Origin of the sequence: Hymenobacter daecheongensis DSM 21074, assembly GCF_900141805.1 — a bacterium.
GTDB classification, from domain to species: Bacteria; Bacteroidota; Bacteroidia; order Cytophagales; family Hymenobacteraceae; genus Hymenobacter; species Hymenobacter daecheongensis.
In genome coordinates, this window is sequence record NZ_FQYN01000004.1 from 225156 (window position 1) to 251550 (window position 26395).

23 protein-coding genes are annotated in these 26395 nt (G+C 58.8%); 5 read left to right on the forward strand and 18 right to left on the reverse strand.

Annotated elements, in window-relative coordinates:
• Positions 1-133: 133 nt before the first annotated feature.
• The 11 genes from dnaJ to BUB62_RS09200 form a co-directional block, all read right to left on the reverse strand.
• A complete protein-coding gene (gene dnaJ, locus BUB62_RS09150; RefSeq protein WP_073109043.1) occupies positions 134-1273 on the reverse strand; it encodes a molecular chaperone DnaJ in 1140 nt (379 codons plus the stop codon).
• Between the two features lie 128 nt (positions 1274-1401).
• On the reverse strand, positions 1402-1986 hold the full coding sequence (locus BUB62_RS09155) for a nucleotide exchange factor GrpE (protein ID WP_073109044.1): 585 nt from the start codon (positions 1984-1986) through the stop codon (positions 1402-1404).
• Between the two features lie 288 nt (positions 1987-2274).
• On the reverse strand, positions 2275-3273 hold the full coding sequence (obgE, locus tag BUB62_RS09160; RefSeq protein ID WP_073109047.1) for a GTPase ObgE: 999 nt from the start codon (positions 3271-3273) through the stop codon (positions 2275-2277).
• 226 nt (positions 3274-3499) lie between these two features.
• The gene (locus BUB62_RS09165) at positions 3500-4129 is read right to left on the reverse strand and encodes an adenylate kinase (protein WP_073109050.1); all 630 of its coding nucleotides are present in this window, start codon (positions 4127-4129) and stop codon (positions 3500-3502) included.
• A gap of 111 nt (positions 4130-4240) precedes the next feature.
• Complete coding sequence (hpt, locus tag BUB62_RS09170; RefSeq protein ID WP_073109053.1) at positions 4241-4780, reverse strand: hypoxanthine phosphoribosyltransferase; 540 nt, start codon at positions 4778-4780, stop codon at positions 4241-4243.
• 107 nt (positions 4781-4887) lie between these two features.
• A complete protein-coding gene (locus tag BUB62_RS09175; RefSeq protein WP_073109056.1) occupies positions 4888-7125 on the reverse strand; it encodes a sodium-translocating pyrophosphatase in 2238 nt (745 codons plus the stop codon).
• A 200-nt stretch (positions 7126-7325) separates the two neighbouring features.
• Positions 7326-8786: a hypothetical protein gene (locus BUB62_RS09180; protein ID WP_073109059.1), complete on the reverse strand. Its 1461-nt coding sequence runs from the start codon at positions 8784-8786 to the stop codon at positions 7326-7328.
• Entirely contained in the window at positions 8786-9538 is a 753-nt protein-coding gene (locus BUB62_RS09185) for a glycosyltransferase family 2 protein (protein WP_073109062.1), read from the reverse strand. The genes BUB62_RS09180 and BUB62_RS09185 overlap by 1 nt, the downstream gene beginning before the upstream one ends.
• Complete coding sequence (locus BUB62_RS09190; protein ID WP_073109065.1) at positions 9535-10605, reverse strand: NAD-dependent epimerase/dehydratase family protein; 1071 nt, start codon at positions 10603-10605, stop codon at positions 9535-9537. The genes BUB62_RS09185 and BUB62_RS09190 overlap by 4 nt, the downstream gene beginning before the upstream one ends.
• An 18-nt stretch (positions 10606-10623) precedes the next feature.
• Positions 10624-11688, reverse strand: coding sequence for an NAD-dependent epimerase/dehydratase family protein (locus BUB62_RS09195; RefSeq protein ID WP_234988660.1), 1065 nt, complete (start codon positions 11686-11688; stop codon positions 10624-10626).
• Between the two features lie 96 nt (positions 11689-11784).
• The gene (locus BUB62_RS09200) at positions 11785-12699 is read right to left on the reverse strand and encodes a M20/M25/M40 family metallo-hydrolase (RefSeq protein WP_073109072.1); all 915 of its coding nucleotides are present in this window, start codon (positions 12697-12699) and stop codon (positions 11785-11787) included.
• 137 nt (positions 12700-12836) lie between these two features.
• Between BUB62_RS09200 and BUB62_RS09205 the strand changes: the two genes are divergently transcribed.
• Both BUB62_RS09205 and BUB62_RS09210 read left to right on the forward strand, forming a co-directional pair.
• On the forward strand, positions 12837-14057 hold the full coding sequence (locus tag BUB62_RS09205; protein WP_234988661.1) for a tol-pal system protein YbgF: 1221 nt from the start codon (positions 12837-12839) through the stop codon (positions 14055-14057).
• A gap of 21 nt (positions 14058-14078) precedes the next feature.
• Positions 14079-15440, forward strand: coding sequence for a hypothetical protein (locus tag BUB62_RS09210; protein WP_073109074.1), 1362 nt, complete (start codon positions 14079-14081; stop codon positions 15438-15440).
• On the opposite strand, the gene BUB62_RS09215 is transcribed toward BUB62_RS09210, so the two are convergent.
• On the reverse strand, positions 15362-16426 hold the full coding sequence (locus BUB62_RS09215; RefSeq protein ID WP_073109077.1) for a glycosyltransferase family 4 protein: 1065 nt from the start codon (positions 16424-16426) through the stop codon (positions 15362-15364). The two genes, BUB62_RS09210 and BUB62_RS09215, sit on opposite strands and share 79 nt — an antisense overlap.
• A gap of 223 nt (positions 16427-16649) precedes the next feature.
• Between BUB62_RS09215 and BUB62_RS09220 the strand changes: the two genes are divergently transcribed.
• The 3 genes from BUB62_RS09220 to BUB62_RS09230 all read left to right on the forward strand — a co-directional run bounded on the left by BUB62_RS09220 (position 16650) and on the right by BUB62_RS09230 (position 20074).
• Complete coding sequence (locus BUB62_RS09220; protein WP_084538954.1) at positions 16650-17366, forward strand: GNAT family N-acetyltransferase; 717 nt, start codon at positions 16650-16652, stop codon at positions 17364-17366.
• Positions 17367-17454: 88 nt separating this feature from the next.
• A complete protein-coding gene (gene rffA / locus BUB62_RS09225; RefSeq protein WP_073109083.1) occupies positions 17455-18645 on the forward strand; it encodes a dTDP-4-amino-4,6-dideoxygalactose transaminase in 1191 nt (396 codons plus the stop codon).
• Entirely contained in the window at positions 18638-20074 is a 1437-nt protein-coding gene (locus BUB62_RS09230) for a glycosyltransferase family 39 protein (protein ID WP_073109085.1), read from the forward strand. The genes rffA and BUB62_RS09230 overlap by 8 nt, the downstream gene beginning before the upstream one ends.
• A gap of 27 nt (positions 20075-20101) precedes the next feature.
• Here the strand turns inward: BUB62_RS09230 and BUB62_RS09235 are convergent, their stop codons facing one another.
• Genes BUB62_RS09235 through BUB62_RS09260 form a run of 6 tightly spaced genes read right to left on the reverse strand, consistent with a single transcriptional unit; the run spans position 20102 to position 26320 of the window.
• On the reverse strand, positions 20102-21325 hold the full coding sequence (locus BUB62_RS09235) for a glycosyltransferase family protein (protein WP_073109088.1): 1224 nt from the start codon (positions 21323-21325) through the stop codon (positions 20102-20104).
• 1 nt (position 21326) lies between these two features.
• The gene (locus BUB62_RS09240) at positions 21327-22568 is read right to left on the reverse strand and encodes a glycosyltransferase (RefSeq protein WP_073109091.1); all 1242 of its coding nucleotides are present in this window, start codon (positions 22566-22568) and stop codon (positions 21327-21329) included.
• A 15-nt stretch (positions 22569-22583) separates the two neighbouring features.
• Positions 22584-23603 (reverse strand): glycosyltransferase family 2 protein, encoded by a 1020-nt coding sequence (locus tag BUB62_RS09245; protein ID WP_073109093.1) that lies wholly within the window; start codon positions 23601-23603, stop codon positions 22584-22586.
• 29 nt (positions 23604-23632) lie between these two features.
• Positions 23633-24274: a DUF1919 domain-containing protein gene (locus BUB62_RS09250; RefSeq protein WP_073109095.1), complete on the reverse strand. Its 642-nt coding sequence runs from the start codon at positions 24272-24274 to the stop codon at positions 23633-23635.
• Between the two features lie 3 nt (positions 24275-24277).
• Positions 24278-25351 carry a glycosyltransferase gene (locus BUB62_RS09255; protein WP_073109098.1) on the reverse strand — a complete coding sequence of 358 codons (1074 nt, stop codon included), beginning with the start codon at positions 25349-25351 and terminating at the stop codon, positions 24278-24280.
• 60 nt (positions 25352-25411) lie between these two features.
• Positions 25412-26320: a glycosyltransferase gene (locus BUB62_RS09260; RefSeq protein ID WP_073109100.1), complete on the reverse strand. Its 909-nt coding sequence runs from the start codon at positions 26318-26320 to the stop codon at positions 25412-25414.
• Positions 26321-26395: the final 75 nt, after the last annotated feature.

A 26395-nucleotide genomic window follows, 5' to 3' on the forward strand; every position in this document is an offset into this window, starting at 1 on the left:
TTTTCTTTGAAAAGGCGGGCTTTTTCATGTGCTGACCAAAACACAAAAAAGCCCGCTCTCCCAAAGGAAAGCGGGCTCTGTATCTGTTCACAAAATCCGTGTAATCCGATAAATCCGGACGAATCCGTGGTTTTTACTGGAAATACTCCTTCACTTTCTCGAAGAAGCCCTTCTCATTTTTACCGGGGTTAGGCGTGAAGTTCTGAGCATTGCGCAGCTTTTCGAGCAACTCCCGCTCCTCACTGCTCACGTTCTTCGGCGTCCAGACGCTGAGGTGGATGAGCTGGTCGCCGCGGCCGTAGCCGTTCAGGTCTTTGATGCCCTTGCCGCGCAGGCGCAGGATTTTGCCCGGCTGGGTGCCAGGATCTACTTTAATCTTCACTTTGCCCTCAATAGTTGGCACCTCAATGCTGGCTCCCAAAGCGGCATCCACGAATGAGATGTACTGCTCGAACATGATGTTGTTGCCGTCGCGCTTCAGCAGCTCGTGCGGCTCCTCCTCAATCTGGATGAGCAGGTCGCCGGGCATGCCGCCGCGCTCGGGGTAGTTGCCTTTGCCGTTCATGCTCAGCTGCATTCCCTCGGCCACGCCGGCCGGAATGTTGATCGGAATAACCTCCTCGTGCAGCTGCCGGCCTTCGCCGTGGCAGGTGTCGCACTTGCTACTCACTATTTTGCCTTCGCCGTGGCAGGTGGGGCAGGTGCTGGCGCTCACCATCTGGCCCAGCATGGTGTTCACCACGCGCTTCACCTGGCCCTGGCCGTGGCAGGTGCCGCAGTCTTTCAGGTCGGTGCCGTTTTTGGCGCCGGTGCCCGAGCAGGGCTGGCAGGCCACGTAGCGCTTCACCTTAATTTTCTTCTCCACGCCGTTGGCTACTTCCTCTAAGTCGAGCTTGAGCTTGATGCGCAGGTTGGAGCCCTTTTTCACGCGCCGGCCGCCCTGACCGCCGCGGCCCTGGCCCCCGAAGAAGCCCTCGAAGCCGCCGCCGCCGAAGATGTCGCCGAACTGCGAGAAGATGTCCTCCATGTTCTGCGCCCCGCCGCCGTTGCCGCTCTGGTGCCCAAACCGGTCGTAGCGGGCCCGCTTGTCGTCGTTGGACAGGATTTCGTAGGCCTCGGCGGCTTCCTTGAACTTGTCCTCGGCCGTAGGGTCGTCGGGGTTTTTATCGGGGTGAAACTTGATGGCCACCTTGCGGTACGCCTTCTTAATTTCTTCCCCCGACGCGGTTTTGGCCACGCCCAACACCTCGTAATAATCTCGCTTCGTTGCCATTCGTATGGTTACTAACTGTCATCCTGAGCTTGCGAAGGACCTTATGCCAGTTGAACGACCGTTGTACCAACGACTTGTTCTGGCGTGATAAGGTCCTTCGCTCTGCTCAGGATGACAAACTTTTTTCTCTACTGTCCCAGCACCACTTTCGCGTGCCGGATTACTCTGTCGCCGAGGTAGTATCCTTTCTCCACCTCATCCACGATTTTACCTTTCAACTCTTCCGAAGGGGCCGGAATCTGGGTGATGGCCTCGTGCAAGTCTGCATCGAAGGCCCCGCCCTTGGCTTCCATGGGGGTCAAACCTTTCTGCTGCAGCGTTTTGTTCAGCTTGGTCTGAATTATTTCGATGCTTTCGCGCACAGCATCAGCATCGTTAGTAGCCTGGGTGGCATTGCGGGCCCGCTCAAAGTCGTCGAGCACGGGCAGCAGGGCCACCATCAACTCCTGGTTGGCGGTTTTGAACAGGTCGGTGCGCTCCTTGGTGGTGCGGCGCTTGTAGTTGTCGAACTCGGCAGCCAGGCGCAGGTACTTGTCTTTCAACTCCGCCAGCTCAGCATCGGTTTTGGTGGCTTCCGTTTTCGGAGCGCCGCCATCGAGGCCCTCGGGCGTACCCATGTCGGGCGCGTTGGGGTCTTCCGGCAATTCGCCAGCCGAGTGCGTGGGGTCAACGGACAGATTGTCGTCCTGGGGCAGAGTGGTATCGTCAGCCATTTTCGTAAATATTCGTCGGAATGGGTTTTTCACGGGAGTTGCCGTTGGGCTACCCCACGGGCGCAAGGAGTTTGCCAAAGGAGGTTTGGCTGTCAGTTTGGCACGAAGAGCACGAGGCGAAACCCCTGTCATTGCGAGCAAAGCGAAGCAATCCGTCCTCTGAAGTGTAAAAAGCCCTGTCAATCCACAAAGCCCTAACGCAATGTATACGTCAGGGCTTTCTGCTGAAATAAAGCTGAGCACATTGTCCAGGACGGATTGCTTCGCTTTGCTCGCAATGACAGCTCCCTAATCTTTCGCATTCAGCGCCTGCCAGATCATGTCCTTCAACGGCATGATATTCTTGTTGGTCAGGCTGGAAATGAAGACGGTAGGCAGATCCGTGGGCAGCGTGGCGCGCATCTCGGCTTCCAGCTCGTCGTCAATCAAATCGGCCTTGGTGATGGCCAGCAAGCGCTTTTTCTCCAGCAGCTCGGGGTTGAACTGGCGCAATTCGCTGAGCAGAATCTCGTACTCGTCGGCAATGTCATTGCTGTCCACCGAAATCAGGAACAGCAGGATGGAGTTGCGCTCAATGTGCTTCAAGAAGCGAATACCCAGCCCCCGCCCTTCGGCCGCACCCTCGATGATGCCGGGAATATCGGCCATCACGAACGACTTGTAGTCGCGGTAGGCCACCACACCCAGGTTGGGCGTCAGCGTGGTAAAAGCGTAGTCGGCAATCTTAGGCTTGGCCGCCGAAACCACCGACAGCAGCGTACTTTTGCCCGCGTTCGGGAAGCCCACCAGGCCCACATCAGCCAGCAGCTTCAGCTCCAGAATCACCAGCTCGTCGATGCCGGGCTCGCCGGGCTGGGCGTAGGTGGGGGCTTGGTTGGTGGCCGATTTGAAGTGGTCGTTGCCCAGGCCGCCGCGCCCGCCGGGCGTGAGAATGATGCGTTGGCCGTGCTCGGTTATCTCGACCTTCTTCTCCCCCGTTTCGGCATTGCGGGCAATGGTGCCCAGCGGCACCTGGATGATAATATCCTTGCCCTGGGCCCCGGTGCAGAGGGCCTCGCCGCCGTTGGTGCCGTTTTCGGCAAACTGGTGCTTCTGGTATTGCAGGTGCAGCAAGGTCCAGAGCTGAGAGTTGCCTTCCAGGATGATGTGGCCGCCGCGCCCGCCGTCGCCGCCGTCGGGGCCGCCGTTGGGCAGGCCTTTGGCGCGGAAGAAGTGAGCCGAGCCCGCGCCCCCGTTGCCGGAGCGGCAGTTGATTTTGACGTAGTCGATGAAGTTATTGGAAGCCACGGGAAGGAATTAAGAATTAAGAATTAGGAATTAAGAATTGGGGTTCAGAATTCGGCTTTCTTAACTGAGTTGTCTGAAAAAGGACTGTCATCCTGACGAAGGAAGGACCTTATCCTGTGAGAACGAGTCGTGTGTACGAGGGTCGTTCTGCCGTGATAAGGTCCTTCCTTCGTCAGGATGACAGAGGGTGTTTCTGCCACTACCTCAAGGGGTAGCAGCCGCAAAGTTACGCTTTTACTTCGTCGGTAGCGGCGGCGGGATTGCTGGCTACCGACGAAGCGGGCTGGTGCCGGTCGATGATGCCGCAGATCTGGCCGAAGATGTCGTCAATCACACCGATGCCATTCAGAGAGTGAAACTTCTGCTGCTCAGCATAATAGCCAGCCACCTGCGCGGTTTCGGTGTTGTACACCTTCACGCGCTTGCGGATTTTTTCCTCGTTCTGGTCGTCGGGGCGGCCGCTGGTTTTGCCGCGCTCCAGCAGGCGCTTCACCAACTCTTCCTCGGCCACTTCCAGCGCAATCATGCAACTCACGCCGGTGTCGTAGCGCTGGGTGAGGGCATCGAGGCTCTGGGCCTGGGGCACGGTGCGCGGAAAGCCGTCGAAGATGAAGCCGGCGGCGGTAGTATTGTTGGCCAGCTGGCTCTCAATCATGCCAATGACGACCTCGTCGGGCACCAGCAGGCCTTCATCCATGAGTTTTTTGGCCCGCAGGCCCAGCTCCGTTCCCTGCGTAATCTGGGAGCGCAGCAGGTCGCCGGTAGAGAGGTGCACCAGATTGTAGCGGGCAATGAGTTTCTGGCTTTGCGTTCCTTTGCCGGCGCCGGGCGGGCCGAAGAGCACGATATTGAGCATAGAGCGAGGCGTTTCGCGGAGAAGAAAAGTGCAGGGGAAGTTGGGAAAGATAACAAATCGGCACCAAACCACCCCTTACGGTGAACAGCTTACTTGGGCTGCCGATGGCGGTTAAACAGCTTTGTACACATCCGGGTAGTTGCGGCCCAGTCCATCATAATCGAGCCCGAAACCCACGATAAAGTCGTTGGGAATTTCCATACCCACGTAGCGGATATCCAGCTCGTGCTGCAGGCATTCGGGCTTCAGAAACAGCGTAGCAACGGCCAGGGAAGCCGGATTTCGGGCGTTCAGCGTGGCCAGCAGCGCCTGCATGGTGTGGCCCGTATCCACGATGTCTTCCACAATGATCAGGTCGCGGCCCTGCACGTCTTCCGTCAGGCCCATAATCTCCTGCACCTGACCCGTGCTGCTGGTGCCCTGGTAGGAGCTCACGCGGATAAATGCCACTTCGCAGGGAATGCTTAGCTCCTTCAGCAGGTCGGAGGCAAACATGAACGAGCCATTGAGCACAGCCACGAACAGGGGCTGCCGGCCGGCATAATCCTGGTTGAGGCGCACGGCCAGCTCCCGAATGGAGTCCGCGATTTGCCGGGCCGGCAGATACGGGGCAAACTGCTTGTCGTGCAGGGAAATAGTGGCTTGAGGCATCCAGTTGAGGTTGGTCCGCTAAGCGAATGGGTGGCTCAAAGGTAGTACAAAAAAGCTGCCCCTCCGGCGCGGAGAGGCAGCTCTTTGCCAGCCAACAGCGGCCCGGACTAGCGCCGGGCGGTAGCCGGCAGCAGCACGGTGCGGGCGGGGGCAGCGGCGGGTGCTTCCTGTACCACGGGCCGCAGTGCCAGCTCGCGGCGCGGGGCTTCGGTCTGGGCCAGGCCACGCTCGGGAGCCGCAATGTGGGGCGCAATCACCAACGACACGATGGACATGAGCTTAATGAGAATGTTCATGCTCGGGCCGGACGTATCCTTGAACGGGTCGCCCACGGTGTCGCCGGTCACGGAAGCTTTGTGGGCGTCGGAGCCCTTGTAGTGCATGGTCCCGTCAATTATCACGCCTTTCTCGAAGCTCTTCTTGGCGTTGTCCCAGGCCCCGCCGGCGTTGCTCTGGAAAATGGCCATCAGCACCCCCGAAACCGTGACGCCGGCCAGCACGCCGCCCAGCACTTCGGGCCCCATCGTGAAGCCCACAATGATGGGCACGATGAGGGCAATGGCCCCCGGCAGCATCATTTCGCGGATGGCGGCCTGGGTGGAAATGGCTACGCACTTCTCGTACTCGGGCCGGCCGGTGCCTTCCATGATGCCGGGGATTTCGCGGAACTGCCGGCGCACTTCCTGCACCATCGCCATAGCTGCCCGCCCCACGGCCGCAATGGCCAGCCCGGAGAAGATGAACGGAATCATGGCCCCCACGAACAGCCCCGCCAGCACATCGGCGTGGCTGATGTCGATGACGCTGATATTGGCCGTACCCATGAAGGCGGCAAACAGAGCCAGCGAGGTGAGGGCCGCCGAGGCAATGGCAAAGCCTTTGCCGGTGGCGGCCGTGGTGTTGCCCACGGCATCCAGAATGTCGGTCCGCTCGCGCACTTCTTTTGGCAGCTCGCTCATTTCGGCTATGCCGCCGGCGTTGTCGGCAATGGGGCCGAAGGCATCGATGGCCAGCTGCATGGCGGTGGTAGCCATCATGCCGGCGGCGGCAATGGCCACGCCGTAGAGGCCCGCAAACCGGAACGACAGCACAATGCCGGCCGCCAGCACCAGAATGGGCAGCACCGTAGATTCCATGCCCACCGACAAGCCGCCGATAACTGTGGTGGCGTGGCCGGTGCTACTCTGCTTCACAATGCTGAGCACGGGCCGCTTGCCCATAGCCGTATAGTACTCGGTGATGATGCTCATCAAGGTGCCCACCACCAAGCCCACGACCACGGCGTAGAACACATCCATCGCAGTGAAGGCCACCGCCCCGGCCCGCCCGATGACCAGGTCGCCGGGGGGCAGCATCCAGCGGATAATGAAGTAGGACGCTACCGCCGACACGGCTACCGACACGTAGTTGCCGAAGTTGAGGGCCGCCTGCACGTTGCCGCCCTCCTTCACGCGCACCATCAGAATGCCGATGAGCGAGGCCACGATGCCCACGCCGGCAATGACCATAGGCAGCAGAATGGGCGAAAGGCCGTTGAACTGATCGGTGGGAGTTGACACTTCGCGGCCCAGCACCATAGTAGCCAGAATGGTAGCTACATACGAGCCAAATAAGTCGGCACCCATGCCGGCCACGTCGCCCACGTTGTCGCCCACATTATCGGCGATGGTTGCGGGGTTGCGGGGGTCATCCTCGGGGATTCCGGCTTCTACTTTGCCCACCAGGTCGGCCCCCACGTCGGCGGCTTTGGTGTAGATGCCGCCACCCACGCGGGCAAACAGGGCAATGCTTTCGGCCCCCAGCGAGAAGCCGGTGAGCACCTCCAGCGCCTTTTCCATATCCGCGCCGTTGGCCGTGCCGCCCTTGCTCACCACAAACATTTGGTAGAACACGATGAACAGCGAGCCAAGTCCCAATACCGCCAGCCCGGCCACGCCCATACCCATCACCGAGCCGCCCGAAAACGACACGTTCAGGGCTTGGCTCAGGCTGGTGCGGGCCGCCTGGGCGGTGCGCACGTTGGCTTTGGTGGCAATCTTCATCCCGATATACCCGGCCAAAGCCGAGAAAACCGCCCCGATTAGAAAGGCAATGACGATGACGGGGCTGGAATTTTCACCCGTGCTGCCAAGGTAAAACAGAAAAGCGCTGGCAATGAGGGCGAAAAACACCAATACTTTGTACTCCGCCTTCAGGAAGGCAATGGCCCCATCGGCAATGTAGCCGGCAATGGTTTTCATGCGGTCGTCGCCGGCATCCTGACGGGAAACCCATCCGGAGCGCAGCCACGTGTAAACGAGAGCCAGAATGCCCAGCCCGGGTGCTACGTAAAGAATATTCATCATAGAAGCGGTGGGAAATGAGGGTTTTGGAGTGAGGAGAAAGAGCGTTCAGGTCGGTAAAATAGAGCTTCTTCGCTAATCCCCAACTTCTTAAAGCAAAACATAGTCTTTCCTTTATCTTCTTCTTCCCACCGGCCCGCGCATCCTAACGCAACCGGGCCTGCCGAAACGAATCAGTGGGCTCGGTCTGGCTTAGCAGAGCTTTATCCAAGCTGCCTATTTGTCTTCATCGTATTATATTTTATTAGCCAAGCTGAGCATGAAATAGCCGTTGCTAGAAATAACCATAGGCGCACAGGAACTGTGTATCGGGCTTGGATTGCGAATGGCAGATGAACCAAGCCAAAATATATTACCAGAGCTAATGAAAAGTACCAAATATTACTCCTAAAAAGGATTGAACGCCGCATCAGAGTCCATGTAATGCTCACGAGTGCCAATAGAAAAGTAGTAGCGCTGACCAATGCCGGATATACTACTTTAATCTTAGCTACTGGCGTAGCTGCTTTTCTCCACGCATTCAACTGCACACCCGTGACCCAAAGCCTAACCAATGTATAAAGACGAGTCTTGAGATAGTAGCCAGGCTCCCGCCGGATATTGGCTAGGTTAGCCTGCATCAGCAGTTTCTCGCGTTTTAGTGTGTAAGCTGTGCTGTATGTAAGAAACAGATTATCCTTGTTTTCCGCCATTAAGCGTAGGTTACGTCGGTCACGATCAGTCAGCAAAGGTTTGATCTGCGCATCAATTACGTCCCATTCATGGTTGAAAGCAGCAATATGGCCGGGCACGGCGGCTGGGTCCGTGAAAGACATCAGCTCCTCTCCCATTGTGTTGCCCCAATAGCGTTGCTCGTGGTAGCCAGGCATCCGTAAGGCCCAGAAGCCAATTTGCATCACCCCGGCTCCACCCTCCAGCGAAGTTGGCTTCAGCACGCCGTGGTGCCGGTAGTTCCATAGAGCGTAAGGCAGCATGCTGGCTACAAATAGCCCGAGCAGCGCCAGTGCCTGCAGCCACGGAAATGCGGATTTGCGCCAGGTTTGCCAGAAATCTAGCGCCAACTGCACGCCCGGAAAAAGGATAAAGATGGGCCGAGTTTGAAAGATTAAGGCCGCCAGCAGCGCCAGCACTAGCGTGCGCCGCCATGTGCCGATGGGCCAAGCAAGCGCTACGTACCCGTATACTGCCAGTAGAAAGGCAACCAGCACTTCGGGAAAAATGACGGCCGCGAAATAGGCCAGCTGCACGTTGGGCAGCAGCAGCAGCAGCAGCAGGTTGCGCACCAGCCACGACTGGCTCCGTGGCTCGCAGCGGGCGGCCAGCTTGAGCATAATACCCACCGTGAGCAGGTATAAACCAATCTGCACCAACCGCACGCCCATGTCCTGGGCTCCTACCAGCCGCAGCAGAAACAAAAACAGTGGGTACCCAGGGTTGCGGAAGGTATCGGGCACATATTCCGGCAGAAAATACCAGTAAGAATAGCGGCCATGCAGCAGCCCTTCGGCATAGCCCAGGTAGGTATTTTGGTCACCGGTGATAGTATGAAACGTAGCCATTACGACTACTACCGTAGCTAAGAGATTAAGGACCAGTAGCACCCGAAACAAACGAGCGCTGGCCAGCCAAGCCAACCAGCGCTCACGCGCTTGTATGATGGTCATTAGCTCTTGTGCGCCGTCAGCCGCGCCTTATGGAAATCGCCCCGGGAGAAGTATTTCTCGATCAGGCAGTACATCATAATGAAGAAGTATCGGCTACCCATCTCCTTGATTTTCAGCTTCGACTCGCCGTACTTCCTGTTCGTCCAGGAGTTGGGTACCACCGCGTAGCTATAGCCGCGCACGATGGCCTTTAGTGGTAGTTCCAGCGTCAGGTTGAAGTGCGGGGCCAGAAAAGGCTTTAGCCCTTCTATCGTGTGCCGACTGTAGAGCTTGAAAGCGTTGGTGCAATCATTATATTTCAACTGGAACAGCGTCTTGACTATGCCGTTGGCAAGGCGGTTGATGTACTTTTTATGTACTGGGTAATCAACCACCCGACCGCCTTTCACCCAGCGGCTGCCAAATACGCAGTCGTAGCCTTCCTGCAGCTTATGATAGTAGCGCACCAAGTCGTCAGGGTCATCGGAGAGGTCGGCCATCATCACGGCCACGCAGTCGCCCTGGTAGCGCTCCAAGCCATAGCGCACGGCATAGCCAAAGCCGTTGGGGCCGGGGTTGGTATAATAGCTCAGGGTCGGAATTTCCTGGGCCAGCAGCTGCAGCTGGCCCAGGGTATTATCCTTCGAGTTATCGTTAGTCACCACTATTTCGTGGTCGATCTGCTCCTGCACCAGCTTGGTGTAGAGGGTACGCAGGGTTTCTCCGATGCTTTCCTCTTCATTATAAGCCGGAATAACAACGCTCAGCTTCATACTGGTTGACGCTCGCGCAATTCGTTGAAAATCTGCGTCAGCGTGCTCGTAAGATCATATTTAAACTGCCAGCCTGGATAGTGCTGCTCAAAGCGGCTCACATCGGACACGTACCAGATATGGTCGCCGATGCGGTTCTGCTCTGAGTACGAGTAGTTCATTTTGTTCTCCGTGATTTTCTCACACAGCACAATGGCCTCCTGCATCGAGCAGTTGGCAAAGCGGCCGCCCCCGGCGTTGTACACCTCACCACCCGTGCGGGGCTGCTGGTAGAAGTGCCAGAACATGTTCACCAGGTCGTGGGAGTGAATATTGTCGCGTACCTGCTTGCCCTTGTAGCCAAACACGGTATAATGCTGGCCCGTGATGGCGCACTTCATCAAATAGGAGAGAAAGCCATGGAGCTGGGCCCCCGAATGGCGCGGGCCGGTGAGGCACCCTCCGCGGAACACGGCGGTTTTCATACCAAAATACCGCCCGTATTCCTGCACCAGCACGTCGGCGGCCACTTTAGATGCGCCAAACAGTGAGTGCGTGGTGTGGTCGATGCTCATCTTCTCATCAATGCCGCGCTCGAAATAAGGGTGGTTCTGGTCGATTTCCCAACGGGTTTCTAACTCTACCAGCGGCAGAAAATTCGGATTGTCGCCATATACCTTGTTGGTAGAGGTGAAGATAAACACCGCTTCCGGCGCGTGCTGGCGCGTGAGTTCCAACATATTAAGCGTGCCGGTGGCATTCACGGAGAAATCAGTGAATGGCTCCCGGGCGGCCCAATCGTGACTGGGCTGGGCAGCTGTGTGCACGATGAGGGCAATATCGGCACCGTATTCGCGGAAGATTGCCTCTAGGGCGCTCAGGTCCCGAATATCGGCGGTATAATGCCGGTAGTTGGCAAAATGCTCCTGCAGCCGGGCCCGGTTCCAGTCGGTCGAGGCCTGCTCGCCGAAGAAATAGCTGCGCATGTTGTTGTCGATACCGACCACAATGTCAAACTTGTCGGCGAAAAACTCGACGGCTTCACTACCAATCAGGCCCCCCGCCCCGGTGATGAGTGCTACTTTCATACGCTACAGATTTTGATTTCAGCCCAGAATCGGCTTTAGTTGAGTTTCGTTTTCCCGCAGCCAGTGGTATACATCGGTCACGATCTGCTCTACCGAGCGTTTCGGCGACCAGCCGGTAAGCTCCGTAACGCGGGTATTATCGGTTAAGTATAAAGCAATATCGGCCTGGCGGTTTTCGGCCTGCGACACGATGGGCACCACATTGCCTGTCACGCGCTGACAAATGGCCGTCAGCTCCTGCAGGCTCACGCTGATGTCGTACCCTCCCCCCACGTTCAGCGTTTTGCCGTTCACCTGCGCCAAGTTCTGCAGCTGGTAGTTCACCAAGTCAAACAGGTCGTCGACGTGCAGAATGTCGCGCACCTGCTTGCCCGTGCCCCCGAAGCCGAAGTAGCCCAGTTGCTGCTGCCAGAAGTGCCGCGCCACCCACAGGACAATCACGCCCTGATCGACTTTGCCCATCTGCCAGGGCCCGGTGAGCACGCCGCAACGGTTGATTACCGTGCGCATGTTGTAGAAATGGTGATATTCTTGAATCAGATACTCCGAGCAAAGTTTGGTAGCACCGTACAGGGAGCGGTAGCCTTCCAGCGGAAACTCTTCGGCGAGTCCTTTGGGCGAAATGCCCCCGAAAGGCTGCTCAGCGCTTACCTCAAACCGGGTTTCGGCCTCCTCCAGCTGGATGCGGTCTATTTGGTTGATGGGGTAAATACGGCTGGTCGAGAGGAATACAAAAGCTGCGTCGTGCTGCCGGGCATAGTTGAGACAATTCACCGTCCCCCCAAGGTTGGTATTGATCAGATAATCGGGAGCGGACGTGAGGCCGGCCAATACCGAAGGCTCGGCAGAAGCCTCAATAACGGCCTCAACGGCGGGCAGCACGGCAAAATCCTCTTTGGTGCGGATATCACCATGCACGAACTCGATGCCGGCCTCCCGCAGACGGGGCAGGTTCAGCTCAGAACCACGCCGCTTCAGGTTGTCGAAGGCAATGATGTGGCAGTCGGGATACGCCTGTTTGAACTGCAGGGCTAAGGCCGAACCTACAAACCCAGCCCCACCGGTTATTAGAATTGATTTCACGGCTGAAGAATTTGGAAGGTCAAACTTACGACCCATTTTCCACTTCAGTAGTAGCAACCCTGTACCGACAGCTTACCAACGGCTTCCTGTTCAGCTTTACAGCTCCCGCAGCAGTACCTGGTACAAGGTCAGCATGCTGTCGATATCTACTTTGGCTACCAGCTCATTAGGCGAGTGCACGTGGTCTTCGGGGGCCCCAATGAAGCACCAATCCCAGGGCTGGGCACCGTGCTGCAGTTCTTTGGCATCGGAGCCGCCACTGCCTTCCACCTCCAGCTGGTGCGGAATGCCGGCGGCACGCGCAATGGCTCGGATGCGCTCTATATAGGAGCGGCGCGGAATAAGCGAGTCGCGCAGTGAGATGGCCACGCCCGCGCCGGCCCGTACGCCCTCCGTCACCCAGGTGATGTCCGAAATCAGGGCCTGCCGCACGCCGTACTGCTCGTAGATATATTTGGCCAGATACGCCACTGAGCCGCCGCCGTGCTCTTCCCAGCAGCTAAAGGCGATAATGCCATTTTCGAGGGTTTCAGCCAGGCGCAGGGCATTCCACACGCCCAAGCGGTTATCGAGGTAGCACGATTGCACAGTGTCGGCGGTTTCGCGGAAGTCGCAGCGAAAAGTAAGCTCTGTGCCGCGCTCAATGTCGCGGCTGAACTCATAGCTCAGTTCGCCGGTTTCTTCGTCAACCAGCAGCGTGCAGTCGATTTCGCCTTGCGCATCCTGCCCCACCAGACGGTAGCCGGTTTCGGCGCGGGGGCCGCCGATGCGAACCAACTGCCGGCCGTAGCGTACCGTAAATCCAATGCTGTCGATGTGAGCAAATACCGCCGTACGCGGCGTACCAAAAACAAGAATAATACAATCCTGAAACTGCTCTCCGGCCAGCACCCGCGGCTGCACCTGCCAGCTGTCCTGCTGCTGCCGAATGTAGTTTAGCAGAAATTCGGTCATTGGAGCCTCATTGCCGGCCGGGGCCGCCAAGTGGCATAAGGTGCGCAGCAGGTCCATATTGGCTTGTTGATCGGTCCAAATCTAGGATAAAAGTCATACTTTAGCTTTCCCATTGGGTGGCTTGTGCGCGGCTAACACTGCCCACCTTGCCGCAATCAGATGCTCACATGATCCGAAAACTCTGTTTTGTCCTGTTGCTTGCCTGTCTGCCAATCCTGGTGCGGGCGCAACAGCCCGATACGGCCCGAAAAACCTCGCCCATCCGCAATATTGATTTGCAGAACGTGGATGTAGCGCCCAACGCGGTGGATACCAAAGGCTGGCTGCTGCTCGATAAAGACATTCAGACAGAGCTTGATGGGGCAGTGCAGAATCTGTACAATTTCAAGTATGACAAAGCGGAGCGGCAATTTCGTTCTCTGCGCCGCCGCTACCCCACTCACCCTTTGCCCTACTTTCTGCTGGGGCTGAGCAACTGGTGGAAAATAGCCCCTACCAACGTACAGACGAAGGAGTACGATAAGATTTTCTTCGCCTACATGGACACGGCCATCACCAAAGGGGAACGTCTCTACGAAGCCGACAATAAAAACTACGAAGCCTGTTTTTTCCTTTCAGCCGCCTACGGCTTCGATGCTCGCCTGAACGCCGAGCGCCACAACTGGCGCAAAGCCACCGTGAGCAGCAAGCGCGCCCTCGATTACCTCGATAAGAGCAAGGAAGCTAACGGCTTGAGCCCGGAGTTTCTGTTCGGCCAGGCTCTGTTCAACTACTACCAGGTCTGGATTGCGGATAACTACCCGCTGCTACGACCGGTGATGCTGTTTTTTCCGCGTGGCAACAAGCAGCTAGGGCTGCAACAGCTCAAAAGCGTGGCTGACAATGGCTTCTATACGGGTCCGGAAGCCAAGTTCTTCCTGATGCGCATCCTCAACAACGAGGAAAACAATCCGGCTGCTTCTATGCCCGTGGCCCGCTACATGGCCACCACCTACCCCGACAACGGCTATTTTCAGCGGTTCTATGCCCTGCTCTGCTTCAACGAGGGACTGTTTCCCGAGTGTGAGCGCACCAGCCGCGACATTCTGGAAAAGCTCAACCGCGGAATGCCGGGCTACGAAGCCATTAGCGGCCGCTACGCCACCTATTTTCTGGGCTGGCTGATGCAATACAAGTATAAGGATTTGGCCAAAGCCAAAGATTACTATCTGCGCAGCATTGTCTTCGCCGAAAGCACGAACGAGATAAACGGCGGATTCTACGTATATTCTCACTTCAACCTGGCCCGCATTGCCGACAAGGAGAAAGACATAAAAAATGCCCGGCGCTATTACGCAGTAGTAGAAGACAAGTCGGAGAAGAAGTCGGAATACTACCGCGAGGCCAAGGCGTATCTGAAGAAAAATAAGAGGTAGCAGCCTTTACGCGCGGAATTTATGGAGCTGAAGGACTTATTTTTGACCCCGATATACCTGGCCTTTTTCTATGCTATTGCTTATGCTGTGCGCCCGCGGGTGACCAATATCTTCACTCGCAAATATTTTATCCCGGCCCTATCAGTTAAGTTCTTAGGAGCCATTGCTTTAGGCCTCGTCTATCAGTTTTATTACGGTGGCGGCGACACGTTCAACTACACCCGGCACGTGGACATTATCTACCGTGCCTTCGGTGAGTCGCCGACAGCAGCTATCAAACTGATCTTCGCCCATGGCGAGTTTGATCCGATAACGGCCCCCTACACTGGCACGATGTACTGGTACAAATCTACTACCGAGTACTTTGTCATTCGGATAGCGGCCGTGGCATCGTTGTTGAGCTTTAACACCTATTCGGTCATTGCGCTGGTTTTTGCGGGTCTCAGCTTTAGTGGTATGTGGGCCATGTATCTCACCTTTATCCGAGCTTATCCGCTACTGTACAAACGCTTGGCAATAGCGGTTTTCTTTCTGCCGTCGGTGTTTTTCTGGGGCTCCGGAATTATGAAAGACTCCCTGTGTATCGGGGCTCTGGGGTGGGTATTTTACGGCTTTTACCACGCGGCCGTGTTGAAGCGCAACATCCTATTTTCGGCTACTGTGGGCTTATTGGGAGCTTATGTGCTGATTACAGTGAAGGTTTACATCCTGTTGTCCTTCATGCCGCCGGCTTTGCTGTGGGTGGTTATTGAAAACAATCGCCGCATCAAAAGCGCCACTCTACGTACCATTCTGAAGCCATTCTTCTTGCTGCTTGGCGTGGGGGCAGGATACCTGGGGGCTACCAATCTGACCTCTGAAGACGAGCGTTTTGCGGTTGATAAGATTGGAGAGCGTACTAAAATCAACCAGGAATACCTATATGGTCTGACCAAAGACCAGGGCTCTGCCTATAACATAGGCACCATCGACGGTAGCTTGGGTAGCATTGTAACCGTAGCGCCGCAGGCCGTGGCCGTATCCCTGTTCCGCCCGTTCCTGTTTGAGGCCCGCAACCCGGTAATGCTGCTTTCCGCCATTGAGGCCACGATGTTTATCTACCTCACGGTGATGATGTTCTACCGAACCGGGATTTTCAAGAGCTTCAAGCAGATTGCCGGCACGCCGCTGGTGTCGTTCTGCTTTCTCTTCGCCATTGTCTTTGCCATCGGTGTGGGCACCAACAGCGGCAACTTCGGCACGCTGGTGCGCTACAAGATTCCGCTGATGCCGTTTTATCTGGCGGCGCTCTACATCATGCAGTTTCAGGCAAACAATGCCAAGAAATTGTCCCGGTTTGCCAGCACCGAGAAGCGGGCCTCGATGGTAGCGCGGGCCGCCTGACCGAAGCGGGTGCGCAACTCATGGTCGCGCAGCAGCTTTTCGAGCCCGTTGTACCACTGCTCGGGCGTGGCGCAGATGTAGCCATCTACGCCTTCGGTTACCACTTCGCTGTTCATGCCCACCGGCGACACCAGGGCGGGCACGCCTAAGGCCATGTACTGCAGGGCCTTGAAGGCGCACTTGCCCTTGGCCCAGGGGTCGTCTTCCAAGGGCATCAGGCCCACGTTGAACGTCAGCAGATCGGCTATTTCGGTGTCTTTGCGCCAGGGCCGGAAGCCCAGGGAGCGGAGCGGCAGCTGGGGCTCCTGGTTGGAAATCACCCGAAACTCGAAGTCGTAGTGCTGCTCCAGGCGGGCCAGCACCGGCACCACCTGCTCCAGGTACTTCATGGTGGAGTGCGTGCCCGTCCAGCCGATAACGAGCTTATCGGTGCGCTGGTCCTTAACCTGGTTGTGCAGGTTCACCGTGTCGATGGTCGTCGGGTTGACCACGGCGTTGGGGTTGAACTGCCGGGCATAGTCGCGCAGGTAGCTGTTGCCGCAGCTGATTTTATAGGCCCAGCGGCAGATGCTGCCCACCTTGTGGTGCCACTTCACGCCAGCCACGATGCTGTTGGCCGCCGAGGTGTTGGGAATCCAGATGGCGTCGTCGAAATCGTAGACGATGCGCTTACCGAAGAGCTTGGCAATAATCCACTCGAAGACGGGCGGCCCAATGGGCGAGGCCTCGCGGTGAATGAAGACGAAGTCGGCCTTGGGCACGGCAGCCAGCAGCAGCAAGCGGCGCAAAAAGCCGCCAATGATGCCCAGAGCCTTGGTCAGGCCGTGGCCGGGCTTGTAGAGAATAGCCCAAATTTCCTCGGAAATAAAGGACTCTAACTGGTAAGTATGATCGGCTTCGGGGAGGAAATGAAGATACTGCTCGAACCGGAACCGCTGGGAGGGCGCTTTGCCGGGAGGGTAAGGAACCAGAAATAAGATGTGCATACGCCGACACTAACGCAGAATGAGACTGGTGCGTTTTGGCTGGCAAAGGTACTAGATGCCAGTCTAACCGCCGGGCCACGCCCCTGCCGAACGACTTTTGGCCAGGAATCGTAGCCATTGCTAGTGCAATTACTTCTAACTTTGAGATTATTTTGACAGCGGAGAATGTCAAAATTGCGTCCGGCGCCCGGATGGGTTCATTAAAGAAAATACCGCCGCTATTATGAGTACAGGGCTGGAACTGTTACCCTGGGATACTGATCTTTTCGGCTACAAAGTGGCCGAGCTACGGCCAGCGTCGGCGGAGCTGGCGGCAGTGCGGCGCCTGATAGCCGAGGCCCGGCAGCAGCAGGTGCGGCTGCTCTACTGGTTTATTGAGCCGCACAACGAGCAAGCCCTGGCCGTGGCCGCGGCCGTGGGCGCCCTGCTCGTCGACCGCAAGGTAACCTACCTGATGGCCGTGCCCACGGCGCCGGACGTACCCGCCGGGGTTAGCAGCACCAGCCGGCTTACCCCGCAGCTTTACTCGCTGGCCATTCAGAGCGGCTGCTTTTCCCGCTACCGGCTCGACCCCGGCTTCGCGCCCGACGTGTATGAGCGGCTGTATTCGCGCTGGATCGAAAACTCGGTGAGCGGAGCCCGGGCGCGCGAAGTGCTGGTATACCAGCCCCAGCCCGACGCGGAAGCCACCGGCCTGGCTACGCTGGGCATCAAGCACAACCGGGTTAATATCGACCTGCTGGCCGTGGATGCGCCGATGCGCGGCCTGGGCATCGGGGCCAAACTCATTCAGGCCGCTCGGCAGCGCACTCACGCCTGGGGCTTCCGGGAGCTGGAGGTGGTTACCCAGCTCGACAATGAGGCCGCCTGCCGGATGTATGAGCGGTGCGGATTTCACCGGGAATTTCTGTACCACACTTACCACATCTGGTTGGAATAAGTACCAATCAGTAGAGCTGCCGCCCCGCTTACCATTCCAGAACCTCTTACCTTAGCTTGTTGCCACACCCAGCAGCTTTTCCGATTGTATGTATCCCACTCATATTCCCTTCAACAAACCATATCTGTCTGGCAACGAGACGCGCTACATTGAGGAAGCGGTGCGCTCGGGCAAAATATCAGGGGATGGAATGTTTACCAAGCGCTGCCACCGGTTCTTTGAGCAGGAACTGGGCTTCAAGAAAGTGCTGCTGACTACTTCCTGCACCGATGCGCTGGAAATGGCGGCGATGCTGCTCGATATCGTGCCCGGCGACGAGGTCATCATGCCCTCGTATACGTTTGTCTCGACGCCCAACGCGTTTGTGCTGCGGGGTGCCACCATCGTCTTTGCCGACAGCACCGCTCTGAACCCCAATATGGACCCGGCCCAGATAGAGGCCCTGATTACGCCGCGCACCCGGGCCATCGTGCCGGTGCACTACGCCGGCATTGCCTGCGACCTGGACCCCATCATGGAAATTGCCAACCGGCACAACCTTTTCGTGATTGAGGACGCCGCCCAGGCTATCGACAGCTTCTACAAGGGCCGGCAGCTGGGTACCATCGGGCACCTGGCGGCGTTTTCCTTCCACGAAACCAAGAACATCATTTCCGGGGAAGGCGGCATGCTGGCTATCAACGACTTGCGCTTCTTTACCCGGGCCGAGATTATCCGGGAGAAAGGCACCAACCGCAGCTCGTTCTTCCGCGGTGAAATCGATAAGTACGGCTGGGTTGATTACGGCTCCTCCTTCCTGCCGTCCGATATCATTGCGGCCTTCCTCTGGGCGCAGCTTGAGAATATGGCCGACATTCAAAGCAAGCGCACTCATATTTGGGAGCGGTACTACCAGGCCCTGAGCCCTTTGCTGGCCGTGGGTGTGCAGCTGCCCGCGATACCCGACTACGCCACCAACAACGGGCACATGTTTTACTTGGTATGCCGGAGCCTGGCCGAGCGCACGGCACTGATTGAGCTGATGCGAACGGAAAACGTGCAGCCGGTTTTTCACTACCTCTCGCTGCATACCAGCTCTTTCTACGCCGATAAGCACGACGGCCGCCCCCTGCCCCACTCCGACCACTACACCGACTGCCTACTGCGCCTACCGCTGTACTACGAGCTGAAGGATGAGGACCAGGACTTCGTGAATCAGCTCATTCTGGGCTTTTACCAGGATACGCAAAAGTCCCCGGCCGTTTTTCCCGCGGCCAACCTCCCCGTTTCCGGTGAATAAACCCGTTCAACCCCAGGTTGCCGCGCCGTCTGCCTACCGCTGCTTTGCCCCTTACGTGCTGCCGGCGCTGCTGCTGGGCGGCCTGGCGTTGCGGCTGCTGTTTCTGTGGGTGGGCGCGGCGCTGTATTACCAGGGCAAAAGCCCATTTACCAACAACGACTCCCACTCGTTTACCCAGAGTTTCGTCAACCTGCTGGAGCTGGGAACTTACACCTTCGACCCCAACACGCCGGATGCGGCCTTCGGCCGGCTGCCGGGCTTTCCCTTTTTCTGGGGCGGGCATTATCTGCTGTTTGGCAAGCACTACGTGTACCAGGCCGTAGCCTTCACCCAGATTCTGCTCGATACGGCGGCTATCTACCTCGTGTATGCCACCACACGCGCCATTACGCAGGATATCCGGGCAGCCTGGGTTTCGGGCCTGCTCTACGCGGGCTACCCGTTCATCATCGTGTGGCTCACCATCTCCGGCTCCGAAGCCTTGGCCACGTTCATGACCATCCTCGTGTTCTGGTGGCTGGCCACCCAGCCCTCGGCACCCCGCTCGGCGCTGGCGGCAGGCGTGCTGGTGGGCATCTCGTTTATGGTGCGCGAATACCTGGGCATTCTTATTCTGGGCGCCTTTTTCTGGGTGTATGCCACCAAGGGCCTGAGCTGGCACTCTGTACGCCTGAGCGTGGTAGTTACCGCCGGCTTTATGATGATCTACCTCGGCTGGCCGCTGCGCAACTACGTTGGGCAGCACCGCTTTATTCCGGTCAAAACGCTGAACGCGGGCTACGAGCGGTACGCGGAAGATGTCATCAGCGCCCGGCAGTGGATTTATGCCTGGACCACCGACTCCGACCCTTACCTCAACGGCATTGCCGGCCGCACCCCGCTACCGCCCCTGCCCGCCGGCGTGCTGGCCGACAGCGCCGAAGCCAGGCAGCTGCAAGCACTTATCCGGCAGGCACAGCAGTGCGGCACCGGTTTCTACAACTGGCACCACGAGCGGCGCTATGCGCTGCCTACCAACTGCAACGCGGAAGTGGCCGCCGGCTTCGATGCCCTTAGAAGCTCATATCGGCGGCGGTTTCCGGTGCAGTACCACACCCGCGTGCCATTGCTGAATCTGCAGCGGGCTTTCTTCAAGAGCCGGCTGCAGCGCGAAGGCAGCACGGGCCAGCTGGCCGCCCTACTTTTTGGCTACCGCAGCGTGCTGCTGCTGCTAGGCGTGGCTGGGGCCTTTCTGCTGCGCCACCGCCGCGCTACCTGGCCCATCACCTTCTTTTTCGCCTTCCTGTACCTGTTTCTGTGCTTCTTGGTGCGCCACCTCGAAATCCGCTACCTATTGCAGGCCGATACCGTTATTCTATGCCTGGCCGGGGTGCCGCTGGTAAAAAGCTGGGACTGGCTACGCCGGCAACTAGCCCCCAGCCGGGCTTAGCAGCCTAGCTGGTAGCACAAACAGATTCTACAACTGAGTAAATATTTCGTCGGCCGTGGGCAAATACTGGCTCATGCCGCGGTAGGCAATGCCGGCAGCGCGACAGCGTGCCCGCAGGACGGTTTTTTCTTCGGCCAGCAGCCGCTCCACTTGCGGAAACACCCGGTTAGCCTCCGCCGGGCTGAACTCCTGTATCACGACGCCCACACCGTTCTTCTCGGCTACCAAGTCGTCTTCCGATACGCCCGCGCACACTAGGTACGGCAGCCCGCAGCACAGGTATTCGCCCACCTTAATTGGGGAGCGGAACCGCTGGGACGGTAACGACGGTACGGCCACGATGCCGAAGTCGGCGGCGGCAATGTAGTCCTGCACCTGCTCGTAGGGGCTGCGCGTGACGGTGTAGCGGTCGGCGGGCAGGCCGGCAGCCTGCATCAGGCCGGTAATATGCTCGGCCGGGTCGGGCGACACAATCAGGAAAAACAGCGCCGGGTTGCGCTGATGAAAGGTAACGAACAGTTCGGCAATTTCCCGATCGTAATAGATACCGCCAAACTTGCCCAGGTAGAGAATTACCTGCTGGGCGGCGGGAATGCGGTATTTGGTGCGCACCCGCTCCCGCCCCTGCGGCCGATAGTAGATTTTGGTTTCATCTACGCAACTGGGCAGCTTATATATTTTGGCTTTGCTGCCCCACTGCTCTAGGCGGCGCATCATGTGCACCGTGCCGGTGGAGAGAATAGTGGCGTGCATGCCGCTGAGACGCTCCAGATAGTTAAGGCCCCGGTAGGCCGGGCTACTGGCGGGCCAGATGTGGCAGTCGAGCATAAACTCGCTGTGCGGCTCGTATTGGTAACCGTAGTAGCGCAGGCCGAAGAGCTTGGCAATCAGAAAGGCGAAGCTGCCGCTGACCGTGCCGAGCGACACCACCGAGCGGGCCCCGAACTTGAGCTTGAGCTTCAGCACCAGAAAGATTCCGACCAGCAGATCGTAGGCTTTCTTGAGCAGTTTGAAGCTGCCCGAATGCCAAGTTAGCGGGTACCATAACATGTTGAAGCGGGCGAAGTCCTGGCGGCGCTGCTCCTGCTGGGCGGGCGTGAGGGTGTATTCCACCTGCTCGTACGTAATCAGGTGCAGGCGCAGATCGGACTGCTGCCGGCCTACGTGCTCTAGCAGCAGCAGCAGGTTGCCCTTGAACAGTGGGTCGTCACAGCTATTGTAAACGTAGATGATAACGTGGCGCGTAGGCATATTAGGCTTGTTGGAGTAAGGATTGCCACTGCTGCATAATGGGCGCGGGGCCAAAGCTCTGCACCCGAGTCAGGGCCTGGGTGCGGTAGTGCTGGGTCCTGGCGGGGTCAGCCAGCAGCGCGGTCAGCGTGGCCGCCCACACGGGCGCTACCTGCGCCAGCGTGCCTTCGGCCAGCAGCGGCAGCAGCACGCCGAACTCGGCCCACTCGGGCGTGGCGGCATACTGCGCGGCGGGCGTTTGGGGCGCCAGAATTTCGCGGGGGCCGGTAGGGCAGTCGGTAGAAGCTACCGGCACGCCGCACGCCATGGCCTCGCACAGCGCCATCGGGAAGCCCTCGGTGGCCGAGCACAAAAGCGACACCCGGGCCCGGGCAATGTACTGGAAGGGGTTGGCCTGAAAGCCGAAGAAGTACACGTCGAAGTCGGGGCTGAGGGGCTGCTCGTCCCACACCTGCCAGCTGCGCAAGCCCAGCTCCTGGCAGCGCTGAATTACGTCGGCGCGCAGCGGGCCGTCGCCGAGCAAGGCCAGCTTAGGTGCCGTTTGGCCCTGGGCGCGCAGGGCGTGCAGCACGTCGATGAGGGCTTTCTGGTTTTTCTCGCGGGCCAGGCGGCCGGCCGTAATCAGCACGGGGTGGTCGGCAAACAGCGCCTCGGTAGCCGCCGGCAGCGGCTCCTGACTGCGCCGCCGAATACCTTCCACGTCAAAGAAGTTATTGATGGTTACCACTTTATCGGGAGCCAGGCCGAAGGTATCAATCAGCTCCTGACGCAAGTCGCGGCTCACGGGCACGATGTAGCTGGCCGAGCGGTAAAGCCAAGGCATCAGCACCCAGCGGCGCAGCCAGCCCAGGGCCCCGCGGATATTGGGGTCGTGGCGCTTGGAGTTGTGAATGCACAGCAGCACCTGCTCGGGGCCCTTGCTGAGCAGGTTCAGGTAGTCGGCCCCTTCCAAATGGCTGATGCAGACGTCAACGCTGTACTCGCGCTTGAGCTGCTTTACCCGCTGAATCCGCTTGATAAACGTGCCCAGCTTGCCCACGATACCGGCGCCGGCCGGCACGTCGAGAGCCACCAGGGTATTCTGGGTCGGGAAAGCTACTTCGGTGCCGCTGTCGAACACGCACTCGATTACCCGGTGGTGCTTGGCCAGCTCCTGGCCGTGGTCGTGAAAAACCCGCTCGGCCCCGCCGTAGGTGAGCTGGGGAATTAGCAACAGGATATTTTTGCGCGGGGAAGAACTCATGCAGGAAAGGCGAAGCTAGCGGCGCTGGATATGGCACAGCACGAAATTTTTGACCGCAAATTTAGCGAATAAGCGGGTCGAGGGCTTGTAGTGCCGGGCCAGGGGCTGGCGGTAGTACTCGCGCCAGGAGTTGTGGGTCCGGTCGGGGTTGAGGTAGCAGGTCAGAAACCACCGCTCGGCCACGGCCCGCAGCATGGCCGCCGGCTCGGCAAAGCCGCTCTGCTCATTGCTGACGTGAATTTTCCAGAGCCAGTCGTGCACCTCAGCCAGGGTAATGTCGCCGAGCTGAAAGGGATGGTGGGAAATGGTGTTGTGCACGTGCAGCTCGCGCTCGGAGTGCGGCACGCCAAACGTAGTGAGCAGCCGCTCCCGAATCTGGTGAGCCACGCGCAGGCGCTCCTCATACACGGCGGGCCGCACGCTATGGGCCAGCACGCGGTACTGAATCAGGGCCTCGGGCAGGTTGGCAATGGTGAGCTGGGGCAGGTAGCGGCCGAAGAAGTCGTAGTCCTCGGTTTGGCGCAGCTGATCGTCGTAACGCAGGCCCTCTTCGCGCCACAAGCTGGCGCGCAGCATCACCGAGGGGTTGCCGATGGTCATGTTGAACACCATCTGGGCCCGGGTGTCGGCGGGCTGGGCCGGGTACTCGAACAGCATCTGGCCCGCCCCGAAGCACTGCACCCAGCTGCCCACCACGTCTACTTCGGGGTGAGCGTCCAGGTAGGCAACCTGCCGGGCCAGGCGCTCGGGGTGGCAGAGGTCGTCGCCATCCATCTTGGCCACCAGCTCGCCCTGCACCAGGGTCATGCCGTAGTTGTCGGTGCCGGCCCGGCCCAGGTTAACGGCATTGGTAAAGAGGCGAATGCGCGGGTCGTTCAGAGCCTGTACCCGCTCGGCCGTCCGGTCCGTCGACCGGTCGTTGATGACCACGATTTCGAAATCCTGGAACGTTTGGTTGAGCAGGCTGCGCAGGGTTTCCTGAATGTAGGCTTCGACATTATACACCGGCACCAAAACCGAAACGCGGGGCGACATAGGCAGATAGTTCAGGTGAAAGCGGGAAACTAAGCGGTTTTAGGCTCAATCCAGCCCAGCAAATCGAAATGGGACAACGAGCGGCGGAACAGCTCCATACCGTTGGTGGTGTAGTCGGGCACGACCACGCCCTGGGGCACGCCGGCCAAGGGCTTTTCCAGCAGCAGCAGCTGCTGATACGGCAGCGCGGCAAACTCGCGCACCAACTCGGGCGTGGCAAAATCCTTGCTGCCGTCGAACTTCACCCGCAGGTTGTCCCAGTTGATGCGGGCCACCCGGCGGGGCCACTTCTCGGCGGCTTCTTCCTGGGTGTGGTAGTGCAGAAACTGCAGCTCCACCTTGTCGCCGAGCGTGGCCACGGGAAACGGGTGCTTGTGGGTTTTCTGCAGCTCGTTGATGGTGTCGTAGCGCGACCTTTCCTGGAACACCAGCGGCTGGCTCAGGTAGTGCCTGGGGTTGCGCAGCAGCTCAATGTAGTCGGGCGCCATCAGCATCAGCCCGATAAAAGGCGTGTTAAACGGCAGCTCGAAATGCTTGTAGACCTCGGCCCCCCAGCAGTCGTTGGAAATAACGGTGAAGTCGCGGTTTTGCAGCTGCTGCTGCTCGCGGCGGCGGCGGCGCTGGTAGAGCTCCTCGCTGACTTTATTACGGACCCGACTAAGAAGTGACATACGCTATAAACCGCTGGGTGAGGTAGATGATTGCGCCAGGCGCTGCTGCAGGGCCCGAACTTCGCCGAAAAGCCGCTGGGCCTCTCCCACGCCGGCAAGTGAAACCCGAAAGTTATGCAGCTGACGCAGAGCCTTAAATTTAGCCATTTCTCCCTCGCCCGGCGCCTGTTGCCACACCGTGGCCACGGTACCGGCCTGCCGGGCCAGCTCGGTGGCCAGCCACACCAGGTGCTTGGCATAGCGCAGGCGGAAACCGGCGGCACTCAAATCAGGATAGCGGGACACGAAGAAGTACACGGTATGAATCAGCAAAGCCGAGGGCGCGCCGGGGCCAATGCGCAGCAGGTAGTCCCAGGTCAGGCGGTTGCGGTACATGAAGTGCCGGAAGCGCAGCCGCTCGTCGTACCAGAGCTGGTAGCCGGCCAGGCGCAGGGCCTCGCCCAACTCGATATCCTCGCCGCCGGCCAGCACTTTGCCGCGCTGCACCTGGGTCAGAAAGTGAAAGCCGTGCTGCCGCAGCTTCAGCCAGCCCGAGCGGCGCACCACCGAGCCCGCGCCATACACGAAGCCTTGCTTGTCGGGATACGGCCCGCTCACGCCGCCGTTCTGCGGGCCGATGGCATACACGCCCTGCACCTCCTTAAACCAGGCGGGCGGCGGCACTTCGAAGCCACCTTCGGCGCAGGCCCCCAGCACCCCGATTTCGGGATGGGCCTGCATTACTTCGTGCGCAATCTGGGTGTAGTCGGGGGCCAGCAGGTTGTCGTCGTCCACGATGGCCACGGCTTCGTAGCGGGCTTCGTTCAGGCCCCGCACCAGGGCGTTTTCCTTGCCGGGCTTGGGCTCGTCTAGCACGCGGTAGGCCACGCCGGCCGGCAGCAGCTCCTGCCCCAGGCGGTGGGCCACGGCCAGCGTGTCGTCCTGCGAGGCATTGCTGATGAGCAGCACTTCCCAGGCTACTCCGGCGCTTACCTGCTGGGCAGCCACGTAGCGCAGCACTTCGGCCAGGCGGGCGGCACCGTTGTGGGTGCAGATGAGCAGCGTTACACCGGGTTGGGCAAGGTCAGCAGGGGGCATAGCAGGATGATTGGCCGAAAGCAGGTAAGATAAAGGTAGGCGCGCCGGGCAGTTGTTACCCTACTTGGCGGGAGTGCGAAACAGCCATTTGCGAAACAGCTGGGGACTGATGGTAATGGCGCGCACGTAATCCAGCCAGCCTTTGGCGGCCTCTTTATTCTGTCGCAACGCCAGGCTGCGCTCAAAATACCAGTACTGCAGGTAGCCGTCGTAGCGCTCGGCATACTTGGGCAGCAGCTTCTGGAAGTGGGTCAGCTCAAAGATCCGCTTGCTGATAAAGGCAACGCTTTTGGTGCGGTTGGCAATCTGCGAGATGCCGCCCGCGTGCACCCGGTAGCGCGACATGACCCGCGGCAGGTAGTAAATATTGCCGTGCTGGGTTACGAGCAGCTGCATGGTATAGTCGCCGCTGTATACGCCCACAAACCAGTCGGGAATCTGCAAAGCCGAGCTGCGAAACAGCATGGAGGCGGTCGGGATGCCCCAGCCTTTTTCCACTACTTCCTGCTGGTACATCACGGGCCGGTCGGCCGACAGCACGTCGGGAAATTCCTGGCTGTAGAGCTGCCCGCGGTAAGAAGCGTCATCGGAAAAGGATTCCGCGTCGTGAATGCACAGGGCAATGTCGGGGCGGCTGTCCAGGATCTGCACCTGCAGGGCCAGCTTTTGGGGGTCGGTCCAGTAGTCGTCGCCGTCGAGCAGGGCAATGTACTCGCCCGTGCAGGCCTTGAGCGTTTCGACCAGGTTGGGCATCACGCCCAGGTTTTTGGTGGGTAGCAAGCCCTTGATCTGCTTGGGGTAGCGCCGCTGGTACTCTTCCACAATGGCCCGGGTGCCGTCGGTCGAGCAGTCTTCCCCGATTACCATCTCCACCTCGAAGTCGGTTTCCTGCATGAGCACCGACTCAATGGCTTGCCGCAAAAAACGCTCGTGGTTGTACGTGAGGCAGCAGACGCTTACTTTAGGCATGCGGGGAAGAGGTAAGAAAAACCAGTAAATGGCCGGCGCTGCTTGGGTAGCGGAGGCGAGAAGAACCCGGAATCA